The organism is Streptomyces sp. JH34 (assembly GCF_029428875.1).
GTDB lineage: Bacteria > Actinomycetota > Actinomycetes > Streptomycetales > Streptomycetaceae > Streptomyces.
The window spans coordinates 2,041,245-2,059,168 of the sequence record NZ_JAJSOO010000001.1; the positions used below are offsets into that span (position 1 = coordinate 2,041,245).

General features: G+C 70.0%; 18 protein-coding genes and 5 tRNA genes. 7 read left to right on the forward strand and 16 right to left on the reverse strand.

Features of this window, described 5'->3' with window-relative positions; translation table 11 throughout:
* Window positions 1-102: 102 nt before the first annotated feature.
* On the forward strand, window positions 103-336 hold the full coding sequence (locus tag LWJ43_RS08770; protein WP_104789405.1) for an Lrp/AsnC family transcriptional regulator: 234 nt from the start codon (window positions 103-105) through the stop codon (window positions 334-336).
* Window positions 337-356: 20 nt separating this feature from the next.
* Complete coding sequence (locus LWJ43_RS08775; protein WP_277331733.1) at window positions 357-839, forward strand: DUF3515 domain-containing protein; 483 nt, start codon at window positions 357-359, stop codon at window positions 837-839.
* Between the two features lie 31 nt (window positions 840-870).
* Here LWJ43_RS08775 and LWJ43_RS08780 read toward each other — a convergent pair whose 3' ends face one another.
* From LWJ43_RS08780 to LWJ43_RS08790, 3 genes are read right to left on the reverse strand one after another with little or no spacing between them, the layout of a single operon-like run.
* Window positions 871-2,055: a D-alanine--D-alanine ligase family protein gene (locus tag LWJ43_RS08780; protein ID WP_277331734.1), complete on the reverse strand. Its 1,185-nt coding sequence runs from the start codon at window positions 2,053-2,055 to the stop codon at window positions 871-873.
* Window positions 2,056-2,089: 34 nt separating this feature from the next.
* Window positions 2,090-3,100 (reverse strand): NAD(P)H-dependent glycerol-3-phosphate dehydrogenase, encoded by a 1,011-nt coding sequence (locus tag LWJ43_RS08785; RefSeq protein WP_277331735.1) that lies wholly within the window; start codon window positions 3,098-3,100, stop codon window positions 2,090-2,092.
* Window positions 3,097-3,849: a lysophospholipid acyltransferase family protein gene (locus tag LWJ43_RS08790; protein WP_277331736.1), complete on the reverse strand. Its 753-nt coding sequence runs from the start codon at window positions 3,847-3,849 to the stop codon at window positions 3,097-3,099. Before LWJ43_RS08790 ends, LWJ43_RS08785 begins: the two co-directional genes overlap by 4 nt.
* Window positions 3,850-3,997: 148 nt before the next feature.
* Between LWJ43_RS08790 and cofC the strand changes: the two genes are divergently transcribed.
* Together cofC and LWJ43_RS08800 are read left to right on the forward strand one after the other, a co-directional pair.
* A complete protein-coding gene (gene cofC / locus LWJ43_RS08795; protein WP_277331737.1) occupies window positions 3,998-4,681 on the forward strand; it encodes a 2-phospho-L-lactate guanylyltransferase in 684 nt (227 codons plus the stop codon).
* 10 nt (window positions 4,682-4,691) lie between these two features.
* A complete protein-coding gene (locus tag LWJ43_RS08800; RefSeq protein ID WP_277331738.1) occupies window positions 4,692-4,895 on the forward strand; it encodes a hypothetical protein in 204 nt (67 codons plus the stop codon).
* A gap of 81 nt (window positions 4,896-4,976) precedes the next feature.
* Here LWJ43_RS08800 and LWJ43_RS08805 read toward each other — a convergent pair whose 3' ends face one another.
* The 4 genes from LWJ43_RS08805 to leuC all read right to left on the reverse strand — a co-directional run bounded on the left by LWJ43_RS08805 (window position 4,977) and on the right by leuC (window position 8,131).
* Window positions 4,977-5,633, reverse strand: coding sequence for an HU family DNA-binding protein (locus LWJ43_RS08805; protein WP_277331739.1), 657 nt, complete (start codon window positions 5,631-5,633; stop codon window positions 4,977-4,979).
* Window positions 5,634-5,775: 142 nt separating this feature from the next.
* Window positions 5,776-6,003: an SCO5555 family protein gene (locus LWJ43_RS08810; protein ID WP_277331740.1), complete on the reverse strand. Its 228-nt coding sequence runs from the start codon at window positions 6,001-6,003 to the stop codon at window positions 5,776-5,778.
* Between the two features lie 104 nt (window positions 6,004-6,107).
* The gene (leuD, locus tag LWJ43_RS08815; RefSeq protein WP_277331741.1) at window positions 6,108-6,701 is read right to left on the reverse strand and encodes a 3-isopropylmalate dehydratase small subunit; all 594 of its coding nucleotides are present in this window, start codon (window positions 6,699-6,701) and stop codon (window positions 6,108-6,110) included.
* A gap of 2 nt (window positions 6,702-6,703) precedes the next feature.
* Window positions 6,704-8,131 carry a 3-isopropylmalate dehydratase large subunit gene (gene leuC / locus LWJ43_RS08820; RefSeq protein ID WP_277331742.1) on the reverse strand — a complete coding sequence of 476 codons (1,428 nt, stop codon included), beginning with the start codon at window positions 8,129-8,131 and terminating at the stop codon, window positions 6,704-6,706.
* Between the two features lie 173 nt (window positions 8,132-8,304).
* Between leuC and ndgR the strand changes: the two genes are divergently transcribed.
* Window positions 8,305-9,021 carry an IclR family transcriptional regulator NdgR gene (gene ndgR / locus LWJ43_RS08825; protein ID WP_014048551.1) on the forward strand — a complete coding sequence of 239 codons (717 nt, stop codon included), beginning with the start codon at window positions 8,305-8,307 and terminating at the stop codon, window positions 9,019-9,021.
* A 174-nt stretch (window positions 9,022-9,195) separates the two neighbouring features.
* On the opposite strand, the gene LWJ43_RS08830 is transcribed toward ndgR, so the two are convergent.
* The 6 genes from LWJ43_RS08830 to LWJ43_RS08855 form a co-directional block, all read right to left on the reverse strand.
* Window positions 9,196-9,268 (reverse strand) — tRNA-Glu (locus tag LWJ43_RS08830).
* Window positions 9,269-9,288: 20 nt separating this feature from the next.
* A tRNA-Gln gene (locus tag LWJ43_RS08835) sits at window positions 9,289-9,360 on the reverse strand.
* Window positions 9,361-9,372: 12 nt separating this feature from the next.
* Window positions 9,373-9,445 (reverse strand) — tRNA-Glu (locus LWJ43_RS08840).
* A gap of 84 nt (window positions 9,446-9,529) precedes the next feature.
* A tRNA-Glu gene (locus LWJ43_RS08845) sits at window positions 9,530-9,602 on the reverse strand.
* A gap of 19 nt (window positions 9,603-9,621) precedes the next feature.
* A tRNA-Gln gene (locus LWJ43_RS08850) sits at window positions 9,622-9,693 on the reverse strand.
* A gap of 85 nt (window positions 9,694-9,778) precedes the next feature.
* Window positions 9,779-10,498: an HAD family hydrolase gene (locus LWJ43_RS08855; protein ID WP_277331743.1), complete on the reverse strand. Its 720-nt coding sequence runs from the start codon at window positions 10,496-10,498 to the stop codon at window positions 9,779-9,781.
* A 147-nt stretch (window positions 10,499-10,645) separates the two neighbouring features.
* Between LWJ43_RS08855 and LWJ43_RS08860 the strand changes: the two genes are divergently transcribed.
* A complete protein-coding gene (locus tag LWJ43_RS08860; protein WP_277331744.1) occupies window positions 10,646-11,035 on the forward strand; it encodes a hypothetical protein in 390 nt (129 codons plus the stop codon).
* A gap of 65 nt (window positions 11,036-11,100) precedes the next feature.
* On the opposite strand, the gene gltX is transcribed toward LWJ43_RS08860, so the two are convergent.
* From gltX to LWJ43_RS08875, 3 genes are all read right to left on the reverse strand, one after another.
* Window positions 11,101-12,573 (reverse strand): glutamate--tRNA ligase, encoded by a 1,473-nt coding sequence (gene gltX / locus LWJ43_RS08865; RefSeq protein WP_277331745.1) that lies wholly within the window; start codon window positions 12,571-12,573, stop codon window positions 11,101-11,103.
* The gene (locus tag LWJ43_RS08870; protein ID WP_014153853.1) at window positions 12,566-13,342 is read right to left on the reverse strand and encodes a fumarylacetoacetate hydrolase family protein; all 777 of its coding nucleotides are present in this window, start codon (window positions 13,340-13,342) and stop codon (window positions 12,566-12,568) included. The genes gltX and LWJ43_RS08870 overlap by 8 nt, the downstream gene beginning before the upstream one ends.
* Before the next feature lie 98 nt (window positions 13,343-13,440).
* On the reverse strand, window positions 13,441-13,626 hold the full coding sequence (locus tag LWJ43_RS08875) for a hypothetical protein (protein WP_277331746.1): 186 nt from the start codon (window positions 13,624-13,626) through the stop codon (window positions 13,441-13,443).
* Window positions 13,627-14,235: 609 nt separating this feature from the next.
* Here LWJ43_RS08875 and LWJ43_RS08880 point away from each other — a divergent pair.
* Window positions 14,236-17,919 carry a nitrate- and nitrite sensing domain-containing protein gene (locus LWJ43_RS08880; RefSeq protein ID WP_277331747.1) on the forward strand — a complete coding sequence of 1,228 codons (3,684 nt, stop codon included), beginning with the start codon at window positions 14,236-14,238 and terminating at the stop codon, window positions 17,917-17,919.
* Window positions 17,920-17,924 lie beyond the last annotated feature (5 nt).

The following is a 17,924-nucleotide window of genomic DNA, read 5'->3' on the forward strand; positions in this document are numbered from 1 at the left end:
GTGGGCGTCAACCGGCCCGTAGGTCTCCCCGCGGCCCGGGACGACGCGGTAACGTGGCGTCCCTTTCCCCCACATGATCCTCGTGGCCGCCCTGGAGGTTCCGTGGTACAGGCGTACATCCTCATCCAGACCGAGGTGGGCAAGGCGTCGACCGTCGCCGAGACCATCGCGAAACTTCCGGGAGTGATTCAGGCAGAGGACGTCACAGGTCCCTACGACGTGGTCGTGCGGGCGCAGGCCGACACGGTGGACGCGCTCGGCCGCATGGTGGTCGCCAAGGTCCAGCAGGTGGACGGCATCACGCGTACCCTGACCTGCCCGGTCGTCCACCTCTGACCCCTGTCTACGCTGGTCCGGTGACTCACACCCGCCGCCGGTCCCGCCGATCCCTCGTCCTCGCCCCGTCCGCCGCCCTGCTCGTGCTGATCGTGGCGGGCTGTTCCGGCGGCGGGCCCTCGGTGGCGGTCCCCACGCCGTCGTCGGAGGCCGCCGGGTACTGCGAGGAACTGCACGAGGAACTGCCGGAGACCGTCGACGATCTGGAGCGGAGTGATCCCTCACCGGAGTCGGACCTGACCGCCGGCTGGGGGGACGGGGCGATCGTACTGCGCTGCGGCGTCCCCCGGCCCGCGAGGATGGACGATTCCCAGTCCAAGGCGGTCGACGCGGACGGCGTCAACTGGCTGCTGGAACAGCGCGACGACGCCGGCCCCCGGTTCACGACCACCTACCGCAAGGCGTACGTCGAGGTGACGCTCGGATCCGAGTACGCCCATGACATCACCCCGTTGTCCGCGTTCGCCGGGCCCGTGAGGAAGACGGTCCCCGACAGCCTGTGAGGGCCGTCCCGCGCGGGACGGCCCTCGGAGGTCAGCGAAGCCCGGTGGAGCGGTTCAGCGCGGCCGTGATCAGCCGGTCCACCAGCTCGGGGTACTCCACCCCGCTCGCCTGCCACATGCGGGGGAACATCGAGATCGGGGTGAATCCCGGCATGGTGTTGATCTCGTTGATGACGAAGGTGCCGTCGTCCGTGAGGAAGAAGTCGGCGCGCACCAGGCCCTCGCAGGAGGCGGCCTCGAACGCCTCGACGGCGAGTCGGCGCACCTCGGCGGTCTGCTCCTCGGTGAGCGGGGCGGGAACCAGACCGGCCGCCGAGTCGATGTACTTGGCCTCGAAGTCGTAGAAGTCGTGCGCGGTGACGGGCGGGATCTCGGCGGGCACGCTGGCGCGCGGCCCGTCCTCGAACTCCAGCACGCCGCACTCGATCTCGCGGCCGCTCAGCAGTGACTCCACGAGGAACTTGGGGTCGTGGCGGCGGGCCTCCTCGATCGCCTCGTCGAGCCCGGCCGCGTCGTCGACCTTGGTGATGCCCACGGAGGAGCCGCCGCGGGCCGGCTTGACGAAGAGCGGCCAGCCGTGTTCAGCCGCGAACTCCATGATGCGCTTGCGGGCGGCGGGGCGGTCCGTGTCCCACTCCCGGGGGCGGACGACCTCGTACGGGCCGACCGGCAGGCCGAAGGAGATGAACACCCGCTTCATGTACTCCTTGTCCTGGCCGACGGCCGAGGACAGGACACCGGCGCCGACGTACGGCACGCCGGAGAGTTCCAGGAGCCCCTGGAGCGTGCCGTCCTCGCCGTAGGGGCCGTGCAGCACGGGGAAGACGACGTCGACCTCCCCCAGGACCTCGGGCACCGAACCGGGTTCGCCCACGACGACGTCACGGTTCCCCGGGTCGACGGAGAGCGTCACGGCGCCCCGCGCGGACGCGGCCAGCTGGTCCACGTCGGGCACCTGGCGGTCCGTGATGGCCATACGGGCCGGATCGTCGGACGTGAGGACCCACCGTCCGTCCCTGGTGATACCGATCGGCAGGACGTCGTACTTCGTCCGGTCGACGGCGCTCATGATGGCACCGGCCGTGACGACCGAGATGCCGTGTTCGGAGCTCCGGCCGCCGAACACGACGGCCACACGCGGCTTGCGGCCCGGCTCGGAGCTCTGCTCGGAGCTCAGGGGGCCCTCAGGGCTCTGGGGGAGGTTCTGGCTGCTCATATCGCGTCGAGCGTACCTGCTGGTAGGGCTCGAGTCAGCGTCGCTCGGGCTTGGCGCTGCGCGACATCAGCTCCTTGAGCGCGACGACCGGCGGCTTGCCCTCGTGGACGATGCCCACGACCGTCTCGGTGATCGGCATGTCGACGCCGTGCCTGCGCGCCAGATCGAGCACGGATTCGCAGGACTTGACGCCCTCGGCGGTCTGGCTCGTGACGGCGACGGTCTCCTGGAGCGTCATCCCCCGGCCGAGGTTGGTGCCGAAGGTGTGGTTGCGCGAGAGCGGGGAGGAGCAGGTCGCCACCAGGTCGCCGAGTCCGGCCAGTCCGGAGAAGGTGAGCGGGTCGGCGCCCATGGCGAGTCCCAGCCGGGTGGTCTCGGCGAGGCCGCGGGTGATGAGGGAGCCCTTGGCGTTGTCCCCGAGGCCCATGCCGTCGGCGATGCCCACGGCGAGGCCGATGACGTTCTTCACGGCGCCGCCGAGCTCGCAGCCCACCACGTCGGTGTTGGTGTACGGGCGGAAGTACGGGGTGTGGCAGGCGGCCTGGAGGCGCCGGGCGACGTCCTCGTCCTGGCAGGCCACGACGGCCGCGGCGGGGCGGCGTTCGGCGATCTCCTTGGCGAGGTTGGGGCCGGTGATGACGGCGATCCGGTCCGGGGTGACCTCGGTGACGTCCGCGATGACCTCGCTCATCCGCTTGGCGGTGCCGAGTTCGACGCCCTTCATCAGGGAGACGAGGACGGTCTGCGGCTCCAGGTGCCGCGCCCAGTCCGCCAGGTTGGCGCGCAGGGTCTGCGAGGGCACGACGAGGACGGCGAAGTCGGCGCCGCGCAGCGCCTCGGCGGGATCCGTGGTGGCACGGACCGAGGCGGGGAGTTCGACGCCCGGCAGGTAGTCCGGGTTGGTACGGGTCGTGTTGACGGCCTCGGCGACCTCGGCGCGGCGGCCCCAGAGGGTGACCTCGCATCCGGCGTCGGCGAGGACCACGGCGAACGCCGTACCCCACGAGCCGGTTCCGAAGACGGCCGCCTTTGCGGGGTGCGTCACGTGGTTCCCTTTCCCTCTGCCTTGCGCCGCTGTTCAGCACGGGCCTTGCGGTGATCGTAGAGCTCGGCGGGGGCCTTCTCGCCGCGTACCTCCTCGAGCTGGGCGGTGACCGCGGCCATGATGGTCTCGGTGGCCTCGCGCAGGACGTCGGGTGTCGGCTCGAGGCCGTAGTAGCGGGTGAGGTCCACGGGCGGGCCGGCCTGTACGCGCAGGGTCTTGCGGGGGAACAGCTGGAGCTTGTTCTCCTTGGCGTAGGGCGGCATCGCGAGGTTGGCGCCCCACTGGGCGACGGGGATGACCGGGGCCTTGGTCATCAGCGCGACGCGGGCCGCGCCGGTCTTGCCGGCCATCGGCCACATCTCGGGGTCCCGGGTCAGCGTGCCCTCGGGGTAGAAGGCGACGCACTCGCCCCGCTCGATGGCGTCGACGGCGGCGCGGAAGGCGTCGAGCGCGTTGGTCGACTCGCGGTAGACGGGGATCTGTCCGGTGCCCCGCAGGATCATTCCGACGAACGGTGTCCTGAACAGCCCCGCCTTGGCGAGCAGCCGTGGGACGCGTCCGGTGTTGTACTGGAAATGCCCGTAGGACAGGGGGTCCAGATACGAGTTGTGATTGACCGCGGTGATGAAGCCGCCATCGGCCGGAATGTGTTCCATTCCCCGCCAGTCCCGCTTGAACAGAACCACCAGGGGCGGTTTCGCGATGACCGCCGCCAGGCGGTACCAGAAGCCGATTCTGCGGCGGGACACTCGGACGCCTTCCTCTAGGAACTGAGCTGTGCGGGGCTGGTGGCGCTGCTGCCTCGCCCCGGGCCCCTGTTGTGTGGGGAACACCGTACGCCTCACCCGTGGGGGCGGACCTCCGGGTTGTCGTACCGGCAGGCGAGAATATGGGCTGATGCGTACGGAGGGGGAGATCGCCACGAACACCGACCCGACCGGCCCCTGGTCCCTGGTCGTCCCGCTGAAACCTCTCGCACGGGCCAAGAGCAGGCTCGGGCGGGCGGTAGGCGGGTCTCTGCGTCCGCGCCTGGCCCTGGCGTTCGCGCAGGACACCGTGTCGGCCGCCCTGTCCTGCGGGGCGGTGGCGGATGTGGTGGTCGTCACGGACGACCCGGTGGCCCGGGCCGCGCTGGCCGCCCTCGGCGCACGCGTCGTGGCCGACGCCCCGGCGGCCGGGCTCAACGCGGCGCTGGAACACGGTGCGAGCTCGGTGCGCACACGGCGCCCGGATGCGGCGGTGGCCGCACTCAACGCGGATCTGCCCGCGCTGCGTCCCGATGAATTGCGGCGGGTACTCGAATTCTCCGGCGCATTTCCGCGCACATTTGTCGGCGATGCCCAGGGAATCGGCACCACATTTCTTTCCGCGATGCCGGGGGTGGAATTGCGGCCGGCCTTCGGCGGGGCTTCCCGGGCGCGGCACCTCTCGTCGGGGGCGGTCGAGATCACGCTGCCGGGTCTCGACTCCGTCCGCAGGGACGTGGACACGGGCGACGACCTGGAGGCGGCGCTGGCGCTGGGGGTGGGGCGCTTCACCGAGGGCTCGGTGGCCCCGGCGGTGCCCGCCGCGGACCGATAGGCTGCCGCTCATGCAGGCGACCTCGTTCACGTACGACTCCGAGACCCGCACCGGCAGTGTGCTGCTCGACGACGGCACCCCGGTGGACTTCGACGCAGCCGCGTTCGATGCGGGAGGGCTGCGGCTGCTGCGTCCGGGGCAGCGGGTGCGGATCGAGACCAAGGACGAGGGCGGCTCGCCGCGGATCACCCTGGTGACGCTGCAGACGCTCTGAACGGGCTTCGAACAGCCCGCGGGCCGGGCTCCCCGAGGGGAGCCCGGCCCGGCGCGTATGAGTGACGAGCGGTGCCCGGTCTCACTTCTTGCGTGCGGTGACCTTCTTGGCTGTGGTCTTGCGTGCCGTGGTCTTCTTCGCGGGCGCCTTCTTCGCCGTGGTCTTCTTGGCGGGCGCCGTCTTGGCGGCGGCGGTCTTCTTCGTGGCCGTCGCCTTCTTCGCCGGGGTCGCCTTCTTCGCCGCCGCGGTGGTCTTCTTCGCTGCCGCGGTGGTGGTCTTCTTGGCCGTGGTCTTCTTCGCGGCTGTGGTCTTCTTCGCCGCCGCCGTGGTCTTGCGCGCCGTGGCCTTCTTGGCGGTGGCCTTCTTCGCGGCCGCCTTCGCCGTCGTACGGGTGGAAGAACCGCCCGAGAGGCTGCCCTTGGGGGCCTTCTTGACGGAGACCTCGCCGCCCTTGGGGAGCTTCTTGGAGCCGCTCACCAGGTCCTTGAAGCCCTGTCCCGCACGGAAGCGGGGCACGGAGGTCTTCTTGACCCGCACGCGCTCGCCGGTCTGCGGGTTGCGGGCGTACCTGGCGGGACGGTCGACCTTCTCGAACGACCCGAAGCCGGTGACCGAGACACGGTCCCCCGCGACGACCGCGCGGACGATCGCGTCGAGCACCACGTCGACGGCGTCCGCTGCCTGCTGACGGCCTCCGACCTTGTCGGCAATCGCTTCTACGAGCTGCGCCTTGTTCACGTCTTCCCCTTCGGAGACATTGCCGGAACGAAACTGTTCAGGCTTTTTCGCACGTTAGGCAGATATATACCGCAAATCAAACACGAAACGGGCTAATCACCCTAGTGCCGCAACGAAGTGGACCGCCGCGTCGGCCGCGGAGTCAGTCACCTTCGGGGAGTCGGCCCTCATCGAGGTCCTTCATCAGACGGTCCAGACGCCTTGCCGCGCCTGGGAGATCGTGCTTAGCCGCGGCCGTGACGACCAGCAGCTTCCGGGACAGCGCCATCCGTACGCCCTCCGGGACTTGCAGTGCACGCACCTTTGCGTGTGCTTCCTTCAACCGGTCGGCGACTTGGCCATAGAGCTCGAGTTGGCTGTCGCGTTCCATGCACCGATTGTGCCATCTGGGGCGAGTTGTCGCCCGAGGGGGTCTCAACAAGCGACTGCGCCCCCTGCCGGGAGGCAGGGGGCGCAGTTCGGGAAAAGCGCTGCTCAGACGTCAATCGTGCGCGGCTTGTGGGACGGCCTGGCCGCCTCGTAAGTCGCAATGTCCGCTTCGTTCTGAAGAGTGAGGCTGATGTCGTCGAGCCCGTTCAGCAGTCGCCAGCGGGAGTTCTCGTCGAGCTCGAAGTCAGCCGTGATTCCGTTCGCGAGGACCTGACGCTTCTCGAGGTCGACGGTGATCTCTGCGGTCGGGTCGGCCTCGCTCAGCTCCCAGAGCCTGTCGACGACCTTCTGGTCGAGGACGACGGTCAACAGACCGTTCTTCAGGGAGTTGCCCCGGAAGATGTCGGCGAAGCGGGAGGAGATGACCGTCTTGAAGCCGTAGTTCTGGAGGGCCCAGACCGCGTGCTCACGCGAGGAACCCGTGCCGAAGTCGGGGCCGGCGACCAGAACCGAGGCGCCCTCGCGCTCGGGGCGGTTGAGGACGAAGTTCTCGTCCTTGCGCCAGGCCTCGAAGAGCCCGTCCTCGAAGCCGTCGCGGGTGACCTTCTTCAGCCAGTGCGCGGGGATGATCTGGTCGGTGTCGACGTTGCTGCGGCGCAGCGGGACGGCCCGGCCGGTGTGTGCGGTGAATGCTTCCATGGTTATCGGACTCCGGCGGGCGTACGGGCGTCGGACAGATCGGCGGGCGAGGCCAGATGGCCCAGCACGGCGGTGGCGGCGGCGACCTGCGGGGAGACCAGGTGGGTACGGCCGCCCTTGCCCTGCCTGCCCTCGAAGTTCCGGTTCGAGGTGGAGGCCGAGCGCTCGCCGGGGGCGAGCTGGTCGGGGTTCATGCCGAGACACATCGAGCAGCCCGCGTGCCGCCATTCGGCGCCGGCGGCGGTGAAGACCTTGTCCAGGCCCTCCTCGACAGCCTGCAGGGCGACCCGGACGGAGCCCGGGACGACCAGCATCCGTACGCCGTCGGCGACTTTGCGGCCCTCCAGGACGGAGGCGGCGTTACGCAGGTCCTCGATGCGCCCGTTGGTGCAGGAACCCACGAAGACGGTGTCGACGCCGATCTCGCGCAGCGGCTGGCCCGCGGTCAACCCCATGTACTCCAGGGCCTTTTCGGCGGCGTGGCGCTCCGAGGCGTCCTCGTACGACGCGGGGTCGGGGACGTTGGCCGACAGGGGCGCGCCCTGGCCGGGGTTGGTGCCCCAGGTGACGAACGGGGCCAGTGCGGCACCGTCGATGACGACCTCGGCGTCGAAGACGGCGTCGTCGTCGGTGCGCAGCGTCTTCCAGTACTCCACCGCGGCGTCCCAGTCCTCGCCCCGGGGTGCGTGGTCACGGCCCCGCAGATAGGCGAAGGTGGTCTCGTCGGGGGCGATCATGCCCGCGCGGGCACCGGCCTCGATCGACATGTTGCAGATGGTCATCCGGGCTTCCATCGAGAGCTTCTCGATGGCGGAGCCGCGGTATTCGAGGATGTAGCCCTGGCCGCCGCCGGTGCCGATCCGGGCGATGATGGCCAGGATGAGGTCCTTGGCGGTGACGCTGTCGGGGAGTTCGCCCTCGACGGTGATCGCCATGGTGCGGGGGCGGGCCAGCGGCAGCGTCTGGGTGGCCAGGACGTGCTCGACCTGACTGGTGCCGATCCCGAAGGCCAGCGCGCCGAACGCTCCGTGGGTGGAGGTGTGCGAGTCACCGCAGACGACCGTGGTGCCGGGCTGGGTCAGGCCGAGCTGGGGGCCGACCACGTGCACGACGCCCTGCTCGACGTCACCCAGCGGGTGCAGCCGGACGCCGAACTCCGCGCAGTTCTTGCGCAGGGTCTCCAGCTGGGCGCGGGAGACCGGGTCGGCGATCGGCTTGTCGATGTCGAGGGTCGGGGTGTTGTGGTCCTCGGTGGCGATGGTGAGGTCGAGACGCCGCACCGGCCGGCCGACCTGACGCAGACCGTCGAACGCCTGCGGGCTGGTCACCTCGTGCAGCAGGTGCAGATCGATGAAGAGGAGGTCGGGCTCGCCATCGGCGCGCCGGACGACGTGGTCGTCCCAGACCTTCTCCGCGAGTGTCCTACCCATCGCTTTCCCTCCGGCCGGCGTCTTCGCCGGCCCAACTAGAGATTCGGGTGCCGCCGTCCGGACCCCCGACCGGGGCGGTGGCTGCGGGCCGTTGTACGGCCGCACGTACAGGTTCGCAACTTCCGGGGGAAATTGAACTTGCGTTTCACAGAGTGAGACGCGAGTATCGTCGTATGGACAACTCTAGTGGCGTCGGCGTTCTCGACAAGGCAGCTCTGGTATTGAGCGCCCTGGAGTCCGGTCCGGCCACCCTCGCCGGGCTGGTCGCGGCGACAGGGCTCGCACGGCCCACGGCACACCGACTGGCCGTGGCACTCGAACACCACCGCATGGTGGCGAGGGACATGCAGGGCCGTTTCATTCTCGGTCCCCGGCTCGCGGAGCTCGCGGCCGCGGCCGGCGAGGACCGCCTCCTGGCGACGGCCGGCCCCGTACTCACACATCTGCGGGACATCACCGGCGAGAGCGCGCAGCTCTACCGCCGGCAGGGCGACATGCGGATCTGCGTGGCGGCCGCGGAGCGGCTGTCCGGTCTGCGGGACACCGTGCCGGTCGGCTCCACGCTCACGATGAAGGCGGGATCCTCCGCGCAGATCCTGATGGCGTGGGAGGAGCCGGAGCGCCTGCACCGGGGCCTGCAAGGGGCCCGTTTCACGGCGACGGCCCTCTCGGGCGTACGCCGCCGCGGCTGGGCCCAGTCGATCGGCGAGCGCGAGCCGGGCGTCGCCTCGGTCTCGGCCCCGGTCCGCGGGCCGTCGAACCGCGTGGTCGCCGCGGTGTCCGTCTCCGGTCCGATCGAGCGGCTCACCCGCCACCCGGGCCGGATGCACGCGCAGGCCGTCATCGACTCGGCGGCACGGCTGAGCGAGGCCCTGCGCCGTACCGGCTGATGACCCCGTTACCCCTGCCCTCTCCAGCCGCCCCAGCGTCGTGGCGGCCCAAGTCACCTGTCACGCACCCGAGATGAGCACACCATCCGTGCTCCGTCCCGGCATGGGATCCGTACCGCGCACACGAAGAAGGCCCCTCACCGAAGTGAAGGGCCTCGTTCTGCTGCTCTGTTGTACCCCCGACCGGATTCGAACCGGCGCTACTGCCGTGAGAGGGCAGCGTGCTAGGCCGCTACACAACGGGGGCGTGTTCACTGCTGACTTGCGCTGGGCTACCAGGACTCGAACCTAGAATGACGGTACCAGAAACCGTAGTGTTGCCAATTACACCATAGCCCATGGTGTGACAAGTACCCCCGACCGGATTCGAACCGGCGCTACTGCCGTGAGAGGGCAGCGTGCTAGGCCGCTACACAACGGGGGCCCTAGCGATCCTCACCCGGCGTGAGCCGGATTTTTTCACCGAAGAACGTGGGTGCGACCCAGATGTTCTCGCGGGATGGATCTGTACCCCCGACCGGATTCGAACCGGCGCTACTGCCGTGAGAGGGCAGCGTGCTAGGCCGCTACACAACGGGGGCTTGTTACTTCGGTCTTGCGCTGGGCTACCAGGACTCGAACCTAGAATGACGGTACCAGAAACCGTAGTGTTGCCAATTACACCATAGCCCACTGAAACGCAACCTCTGAGGGTATTGTTTCTGTCTGCGCTTCCCGGCCGGATCTTTCGGCCCGCTCGGGCGGCGCAGGAAGAACATTACCTGAAGGTGTCCGGCGCTCCAAAACGGGTATCGCCCGCCAGCAGACCGGGAAGCTCGTGCAGACCGGTGATCCGCGCGAGTTCGGGACGTCCGCCCCGCCCCTCCCGGTCCAGCCAGATGCCGGTCAGCCCGGCGGCGGCCGCGCCGCCGGCGTCGATGTCGGGTTCGTTCCCCACGTAGGCCACCTCGTGCGGGAGGAGCTCCAGTACCTCGCAGGCGGCGTGGAAGGCTCCCGCGTCCGGCTTGGAGACACCCAGTTCGACGGCGCACACGACGGCCTCGAAGCGGTCCCGCACTCCGAGGGCGCGCAGCTTCCGGTCCTGGTTGTGGATGCTCGAGTTCGACAGGACGGCATGCCGGTACACGTCGGCCAGCAGGTCCAGCACCGGCACGGTGTCCGGGAAGAGCGTCCACGCGGCCTCGTAGTGGACCGCGTGCCGGCCGAACCACTCATCGGCCTCCGCGTCGCTCAGCGATCTCCCGAGGAACGTCCGCACGCGCTCCCGCCGCTGCCCCTGGAAGTCGAGCTCCCCTTCGGCGAACCTCGCCCAGTGCACGTCCGTGACGGCCTTCCAGACGTCGAGGGCGTGGTCGGGCGAGGTGTAGGCGGCGGGCAGTCCCTCGATCTCCAGGTGCTTGCGCATGCCGACACGGTCGGCTCCCGAGTAGTCGAAGATCGTGTCGTCGACGTCCCACAGCACCGCGCGAATGGCCATGGACCCGAACCTATCGCGCCAGGGCTCGCCGATGGCGCCGGTCGGGATGGCTCGCAATTGCCTGGACCGGACGGGTCGGCTGCGCCAAGATCACCTGGGAGAGGGGCGGCACAGCCGGTGTCGGCCCCGAAGAGGAGGGGCGGTCTGATGCGCATCGGTCCGAAGTCCAAGGCGATCGGCACAATACTGGCGAGCAGCGCTCTCGTGTTCGGGATGTCGACGTCGGCGTCAGCCGTCACGACAATCCCTGCGAACGGCTACGGCTACGCCGAATGGAACGCCGACCCGTCCGGCTCGACACCGGGCGACTCGCTCAGGGTGTGCGACACCAAGGCCGACGGCTACGGCGTCAAGGCGAGAGTGTTCAACTCGAACTACGACACCGTCCGCACGGCGTCCACAGCAGGCACCAACGCCCCTTACTGCACCGGGTGGAAGAGCGGCGACCTGCCCGAGGGAACCAGGTACCAAATCATCACGTACAGGGTCAAGGGCGACGACGAGATCGTGCTCGACCACCGGTTCGTATCCGCCTGACCGGCACGAACGGCCGGAGGCCGGGCTCCCGCGGGGAGCCCGGCCTCCGGCTTCACCCACAGCCGTTACGCGGCGAGCTTCGCCAGCGCCGCGTCGATGCGGGCGATCGTCTTCTCGCGGCCCAGGATCTCCAGGGACTCGAAGAGCGGCAGGCCGACCGTGCGGCCCGTGACGGCGACGCGGACCGGGGCCTGCGCCTTGCCGAGCTTCAGACCGTGCTTCTCGCCGGCGGTGAGGACGGCCGTCTTGAGCGCCTCGGCGTTCCACTCGGCGGCCGTCAGCTCGGCGCGGGCCGTGACGAGCAGGGCGTCGGAGCCCTCCTTCATGGCCTTCGCCCAGGACGCCTCGTCCTCGACGGGCTCGTCCAGGAAGAGGAAGTCGACGTTGGCCGTGATGTCCGAGAGAACCGTCACACGGGTCTGGGCGTGCGGGGCGATCTCGGCGAACTGCTCCGCGTCGAAGGCCTCGGGCGCCCAGGGCGCGAAGGGGGCCTTCAGCCAGGGGCCGCAGGCCTCGGTGAACGTCTTCACGTCGAGCATGCGCAGGTGCTCGGCGTTGATGTGCTCGGCCTTCTTCAGGTCGAAGCGGGCCGGGTTGGCGTTGACGTCGGCGATGTCGAACGCGGCCACCAGCTCGTCGCGGCCGAAGATGTCACGGTCCTCGGCGATCGACCAGCCCAGCAGCGAGAGGTAGTTGAGCAGCCCCTCGGGCAGGAAGCCGCGCTCCCGGTAGAGGTTGAGCGAGGCCTGCGGGTCGCGCTTGGACAGCTTCTTGTTGCCCTCCCCCATGACGTACGGGAGGTGGCCGAAGGCCGGGGTGTCCTTGGCGACGCCCAGCTCGATGAGCGCCCTGTAGAGGGCGATCTGGCGCGGGGTGGAGGAGAGCAGGTCCTCGCCGCGCAGGACGTGGGTGATCTCCATCAGGGCGTCGTCGACCGGGTTGACGAGCGTGTAGAGCGGGGCGCCGTTGGCACGCACGATGCCGTAGTCCGGGACGTTCTCCGGCTGGACCGTGATGTCGCCGCGGACCAGGTCGGTGAAGGTGATCGCCTCGTCGGGCATCCGGAAGCGGACGATCGAGGTGCGGCCCTCGGCCTCGTACGCCGCCTTCCGCTCGTCGCTCAGGTCGCGGCAGTGACCGTCGTAGCCCGAAGGCTTGCCGGCCGCGCGGGCGGCGTCGCGGCGGGCGTCGAGCTCCTCGGTGGTGCAGTAGCAGTGGTACGCGTGCCCGGCGTCCAGGAGCTTGGCGGCGACGTCCTTGTAGAGGTCCATCCGCTGCGACTGGCGGTAGGGCTCGTGCGGGCCGCCCACCTCGGGGCCCTCGTCCCAGTCGAGGCCGAGCCAGCGCATCGAGTCGAGCAGCTGCTGGTAGGACTCCTCGGAGTCGCGGGCCGCGTCGGTGTCCTCGATACGGAAGACCAGGGTGCCCTGGTGGTGCCGGGCGAAGGCCCAGTTGAAGAGAGCCGTCCGGACCAGGCCCACGTGGGGGTTGCCGGTCGGGGAGGGACAGAAACGTACACGGACAGGGGGGTTAGCCACGCTTGATCACCTTGTTGGTGAGAGTGCCGATGCCTTCGATGGTGACGGCGACCTCGTCGCCGACGTGCAGGGGGCCGACCCCCGCGGGGGTCCCGGTGAGGATCACGTCGCCGGGGAGCAGCGTCATGGCCTCCGTGATGTGGACGACCAGGTCCTCGACGGAGCGGACCATGTCGCTCGTCCGGCCGAGCTGACGCTGCTCACCGTTGACCGTGGCCTGGATGGCCAGGTCGCCGGGGTCGACGTCGGTCTCCACCCAGGGGCCGAGCGGGCACGAGGTGTCGAACCCCTTGGCCCGGGCCCACTGGCTCTCGCGTCGCTGCACGTCGCGGGCGGTGACGTCGTTGGCGCACGTGTAGCCGAAGATGACGTCCTTGACGCGCTCACGGGGAACCTCGCGGCACATACGGCCGATCACCACGGCCAGCTCGGCCTCGTGGTGGAGCTCCTCGGAGAAGGAGGGGTACTCGATGGAGTCACCCGCGCCGATCACCGAGGTGGTCGGCTTGAAGAAGGCGACGGGCACATCGGGGACCTCGTTGCCCATCTCGGCGGCGTGTTCCGCGTAGTTGCGGCCGATGGCCACGACCTTGTTGGGAAGCACGGGCGGCAGCAGCCGCACCTTCTTCAGCGGGACCTTGGTCCCGGAGAGCTCGAAGTCGGTGTACGGGATGCCCTTGATGATGTCGAGGACGAGGCTGTCGGGGCTGTCGCCCTCGACCGCGCCGAAGGCGACATTGCCGTCGATGGAGAACCTGGCGATGCGCACGGGATGCTGTCGCCCCTCACTTGCTGGCTGGCTGAAGACTGACGCTCCAGGCTAACGCGGGTGAGGGGGGCGGCCATGCGCATCAGGGCGGGGGTCGGCTACTGGTTCACCACCGCGACCGGGGCTTCCATGAGGATGGTCCGGCGCGGGTTGGCGGTCTGGGTGGGCAGGTCGACGGCGTGCTCCCGCTGTTCCGGCGTCTGCAGCGCCTCGGCGTCCGCGAGGTGCGCCAGCGTCGTGCGCCGGGGGTTGGCAATGTTGCGGAACGTCATCGTCGTCTTCATCTGCCGTCTGGACCCTTGTCGCTGGGGCGCTGCCCGGAGGTGCGCCGGTTGTCGGATTCGCTATCCCTGTAAAGCGCCAGGCTAAACATCCGATTCCCCGCCGTGGCCGGGATGAGACGGCGATCATCATGTGAGTTTCCTCACGAAGTTGCCGACAAAACACTCATTGCGGACAGTTGATCATGGGAAGCAAACCAGACAATACGTTACTGAATCTGCCATTCCGCTCCCGATCATGGCGTCTGGGACACCCGCCACCCCGGGGGAGTCCACCCACAATGGCCCCATTTGACCGTGTACACGCTCCACATCTTGTTACGCACCCATCACACCGTGTCATCCAGGTCACAGCCCGGTACACGGCCCTTGTTGGAGATCCATCACTGTGCTGGAATTCCACGCACCGCCGCGGGTTTCAGGCCCAGCGCGCAGGGGCGCAACGCAGCGCCGAGTGGCGGCGGGAGGGGGAAGTACGCCGGTCACTCACGACCACCATGGGGCGCGTCCAGCGCCCCACGACGCCGACACCGTGCCGCCGCGCCCACGCGCGGAGGGACGCCTGGTCCAGAGGTTGCGACGCTAGTGCAGGGACGTTTCAAGAGGGATGGCATGGGGTCGCCCCAGCCCCGCCAGGGCCGAGGGGAAGCTCCGGCGGATCAGGAGCCGCGCGGCGGGAACGACCGCGGTTCCTCGCCCCAGCACGCCCAGATCCCCGGTGCTGCCGGTGACGGCGGCGACCGTGCGCAGCGCTCCGGCACGACGGGTGCCGACGGCGCGGACGCCACGGCGCCGCAGAGCCCGGCCGGGCCCACCTCCGCCGGCTCACGCATGGCCCTGCGCAACTGGCGCATCAGTACGCGTCTGGTCTCGCTGCTGGCCCTCCCGGTGGTCGCGGCGACCACGCTGGGCGGGCTGCGCATCAACCAGTCCATGAACGACATGGACCAGCTGGAGCACATGCAGCTGCTCACCAAGATGACCAAGCAGGCGACCGCGCTCGCCAACGCGCTCCAGGAGGAGCGCGACAAGTCGGCCGGCCCGCTGTCGAACGGCGTGAAGGCCACCGACTACAAGGTCACCCAGCCCCGGGAGCGCACCGACCGCGCGAAGGCCGCCTTCCTCGACGCGACCGACGAGATCGGCAACACCCCCGGCGACGCCGCGCTGGACAGCATCCACGCGAGCGTCAGTCAGATCAGCACCCAGCTGGGCAACATCACCAGCATCCGCAAGGATGCGTACGCCCCGGACAGCCCGAGCCTCAACACGATCGACCAGTACAGCCAGCTGATCACCTCGTTGCTGAGCCTGTCGCAGGACATGGCGCAGGCCACCAGCAACCCGGAGATGATCAAGCGCACGCGTGCGCTGGCGGCCTTCTCCTCCTCGAAGGAGTACGCCTCGGTCGAGCGCGCCATCATCGCCGGAGCGCTCCCCGGCGGCGAGAGCGACGAGACGCACCTGAACGACAACGACCAGGCGTTCGGGCGCAACGCGCTCGGCAAGGCGAGCTCGACCCTCAAGACGTTCGAGACGACCTACGAGTCCACGGGCAAGAGCTCCGCCGAGCTGCTGGCCCCGCTGGACAACGGGAATCCCGAGATCACCGCCGCGGACATCTATGCGAAGAAGGTGCTCGACAGCCCTCTCGGCATGGAGGGCAGCGGCGGCAAGACGCGCACGTACATGGACTGGTACGACCAGAGCTCCAACAAGATCCAGGCCATGAAGACCATCGAGGAGACCCTCCTCGGTGAGATGGAGAGCAAGGCCCGCGAGCTGCGTGAGGAGTCGCAGCGCGACGCGATCCTCAACGGTGCGATCATCCTCATCGTCCTCGGCGTGTCGCTGGTCGGTGCCTTCGTCGTGGCGCGCTCCATGATCCGTTCGCTGCGGCGGCTCCAGGACACCGCGACCCGGGTCGCCCAGGAGCGCCTGCCCGAGCTCGTCAGGCAGCTCTCCGAGACGGACCCGCAGGACGTCGACACCTCCGTCGAGTCGGTCGGTGTGCACTCCCGGGACGAGATCGGCCAGGTGGCCGCGGCCTTCGACGACGTGCACCGCGAGGCGGTCCGTCTGGCCGCCGAGCAGGCGCTGCTGCGAGGCAACGTCAACGCGATGTTCACCAACCTCTCGCGCCGCAGCCAGGGCCTCATCCAGCGCCAGCTCTCGCTCATCTCCGAACTGGAGTCCCGCGAGGCCGACCCGGACCAGCTGTCCTCCCTGTTCAAGCTCGACCACCTCGCGACCCGTATGCGCCGTAACGGCGAGAACCTCCTCGTCCTCGCGGGCGAGGAGCCCGGCCGCCGGTGGACCCGGCCCGTGCCGCTGGTCGACGTGCTCCGTGCCGCCGCCTCCGAGGTGGAGCAGTACGAGCGCATCGAGCTGGCCGCGGTGCCCGCAACCGAGGTCGCCGGCCGCGTCGTCAACGACCTCGTGCACCTGCTCGCCGAGCTGCTGGAGAACGCCACGTCGTTCTCCTCGCCTCAGACGAAGGTGCGGGTCACCGGTCACGCACTGCCCGACGGCCGTGTGCTCGTCGAGATCCACGACACCGGTATCGGCCTCTCCCCCGAGGACCTGGCGGCGATCAACGAGCGGCTCGCAGCGCCGCCCACCGTGGACGTCTCGGTATCGCGCCGCATGGGTCTGTTCGTGGTCGGCCGGCTGTCCCTGCGTCACGGCATCCGCATCCAGCTGCGGCCCTCCGACTCCGGTGGTACGACCGCACTGGTCATGCTGCCCATGGAGGTCGCGCACGGCGGCAAGCAGCCGCCGAAGCAGGCCCAGGGCAAGGGCCCGCAGGGCGGCGGCGCCCCGGGTGGGCTGCTGGGCGGTGGCGCTCCCGCCGGCGGCGGCCAGCGTCCGGGGCTCGGCGGTCCCGCCTCCGGCCCGGCCATGGGACTGGGTTCGGGCGCTCCGCGCGGACAGGTCGGTGCGGGCTCCGCACCCCGGGCCGCACTGCCGTCCCGCGACGGCGGCCCGCGTCAGCAGGGCCCCGGCCAGGGTCCCGGTCTGCCCGGTCAGGGCCGGACCGATGGCCCGCGTCAGGGCGGCGGCCTCGCAGGTGCCTTCTCGGGCGGCGCCCGGCCCGGCGCCCGCCCCCCGCAGGACCCCTCGGCCGGTGCGGACTCCGGCCGGCCCAACCTCTTCGGGCACTCCGGCCAGCAGAGCGGCCCGCCCGCGCGGCAGAACCCCCAGCCGCAGCAGGCCCAGCTCGGCCAGGGCGGACCGCAGCAGTCCGGCGGCCCCGGCCGCCAGCTGCCGGCCTCCGGTGGACCGCGTGCCGAGCTCCCCGGTGGCAACCCGCAGCCGCAGCGCCCGCAGAACACGAGCTGGGGTGTCGAGGAGCAGGGTGCTCCCCGGGGTTCGCAGCCGGACTTCCCGCGTGGTCACGAGGAGCACGACACCGGCCGGTTCGCGAGGCCGGGCACGTCCGGCCCGAACCAGCCGTTCAGCCCGCCGGACCAGCGTCCGCCGATGGACGACCGCCAGGGACCGGCCGCCACAGCGGAGTTCGCCCGTCCGGACTTCTCGGCACCGCAGGCGCCCATGGCGCCGCAGGGCCAGGACCCGGCGAGCACGGCGCAGTTCGCCCGCCCCGACTTCAACGCCCAGATGCCGCAGGACCAGGGCTTCGGCGCCCAGATGCCGCAGGACCAGGGCTTCGGCGCCCAGGCCCCGCAGCACCCGCAGGCGCAGGCACCTCACTACGGCGACAACGCCGGCTTCGGCGCGCCGCGCCCGCCGGCCCCGTCCACGGGTGAGCTGCCGCACCGTCCGGCCCTGCCGCAGCACGAGATGCTGCCGCCGGCCGGTCCCGGTGACGGGCGTACACCTCTGTACGACACGCTGGAGACGAACTGGTTCCACGGACCGCAGCAGGGCGGCCAGCAGCCGCCGGCCGCTCCGCAGGCACCGGCCGCTCCCCAGCCCGCCGACATCCCGCCTCCGGCCATGCCGCGGCGTGGTGCGGCGGACACCGGCGCGACCAGCTCGTGGCGCGCTTCTCCCAACGACGAGCTCGTGCGGCAGGCGGAGCGGGTGAAGAAGCCCGCTGCGGGCGGGATCACCACCTCAGGGCTGCCCCGCCGTGTCCCACGTGCCAATTTGGTTCCGGGCACTGCTCAACAGCAGAATCATCAGTCCGGACCTCAGGTTTCGCGTGCGCCCGATGACGTACGCGGCCGTCTGACCAATCTCCGCCGGGGCATCCAGCAGGGACGGCAGGCCAACAACGGCCCGTCGACCGGCAGTTTCCAACTCGGCCCCACTCACCAGCAGGAGCGTTAGTTGAG

What these genes read in the sequence shown, in the direction of transcription:
- LWJ43_RS08810 (WP_277331740.1), bottom strand. Translation starts at nt 6,003, where the DNA reads ATGGAACGCGACAGCCAACTCGAGCTCTATGGCCAAGTCGCCGACCGG.
- leuC (WP_277331742.1), bottom strand. Translation starts at nt 8,131, where the DNA reads ATGGGTAGGACACTCGCGGAGAAGGTCTGGGACGACCACGTCGTCCGG.
- LWJ43_RS08875 (WP_277331746.1), bottom strand. Translation starts at nt 13,626, where the DNA reads ATGAAGACGACGATGACGTTCCGCAACATTGCCAACCCCCGGCGCACG.
- ndgR (WP_014048551.1), top strand. Translation starts at nt 8,305, where the DNA reads ATGGACAACTCTAGTGGCGTCGGCGTTCTCGACAAGGCAGCTCTGGTA.
- leuD (WP_277331741.1), bottom strand. Translation starts at nt 6,701, where the DNA reads ATGGAAGCATTCACCGCACACACCGGCCGGGCCGTCCCGCTGCGCCGC.
- LWJ43_RS08800 (WP_277331738.1), top strand. Translation starts at nt 4,692, where the DNA reads ATGCAGGCGACCTCGTTCACGTACGACTCCGAGACCCGCACCGGCAGT.
- cofC (WP_277331737.1), top strand. Translation starts at nt 3,998, where the DNA reads ATGCGTACGGAGGGGGAGATCGCCACGAACACCGACCCGACCGGCCCC.
- LWJ43_RS08880 (WP_277331747.1), top strand. Translation starts at nt 14,236, where the DNA reads ATGGGGTCGCCCCAGCCCCGCCAGGGCCGAGGGGAAGCTCCGGCGGAT.
- LWJ43_RS08780 (WP_277331734.1), bottom strand. Translation starts at nt 2,055, where the DNA reads ATGAGCAGCCAGAACCTCCCCCAGAGCCCTGAGGGCCCCCTGAGCTCC.
- LWJ43_RS08855 (WP_277331743.1), bottom strand. Translation starts at nt 10,498, where the DNA reads ATGGCCATTCGCGCGGTGCTGTGGGACGTCGACGACACGATCTTCGAC.
- LWJ43_RS08860 (WP_277331744.1), top strand. Translation starts at nt 10,646, where the DNA reads ATGCGCATCGGTCCGAAGTCCAAGGCGATCGGCACAATACTGGCGAGC.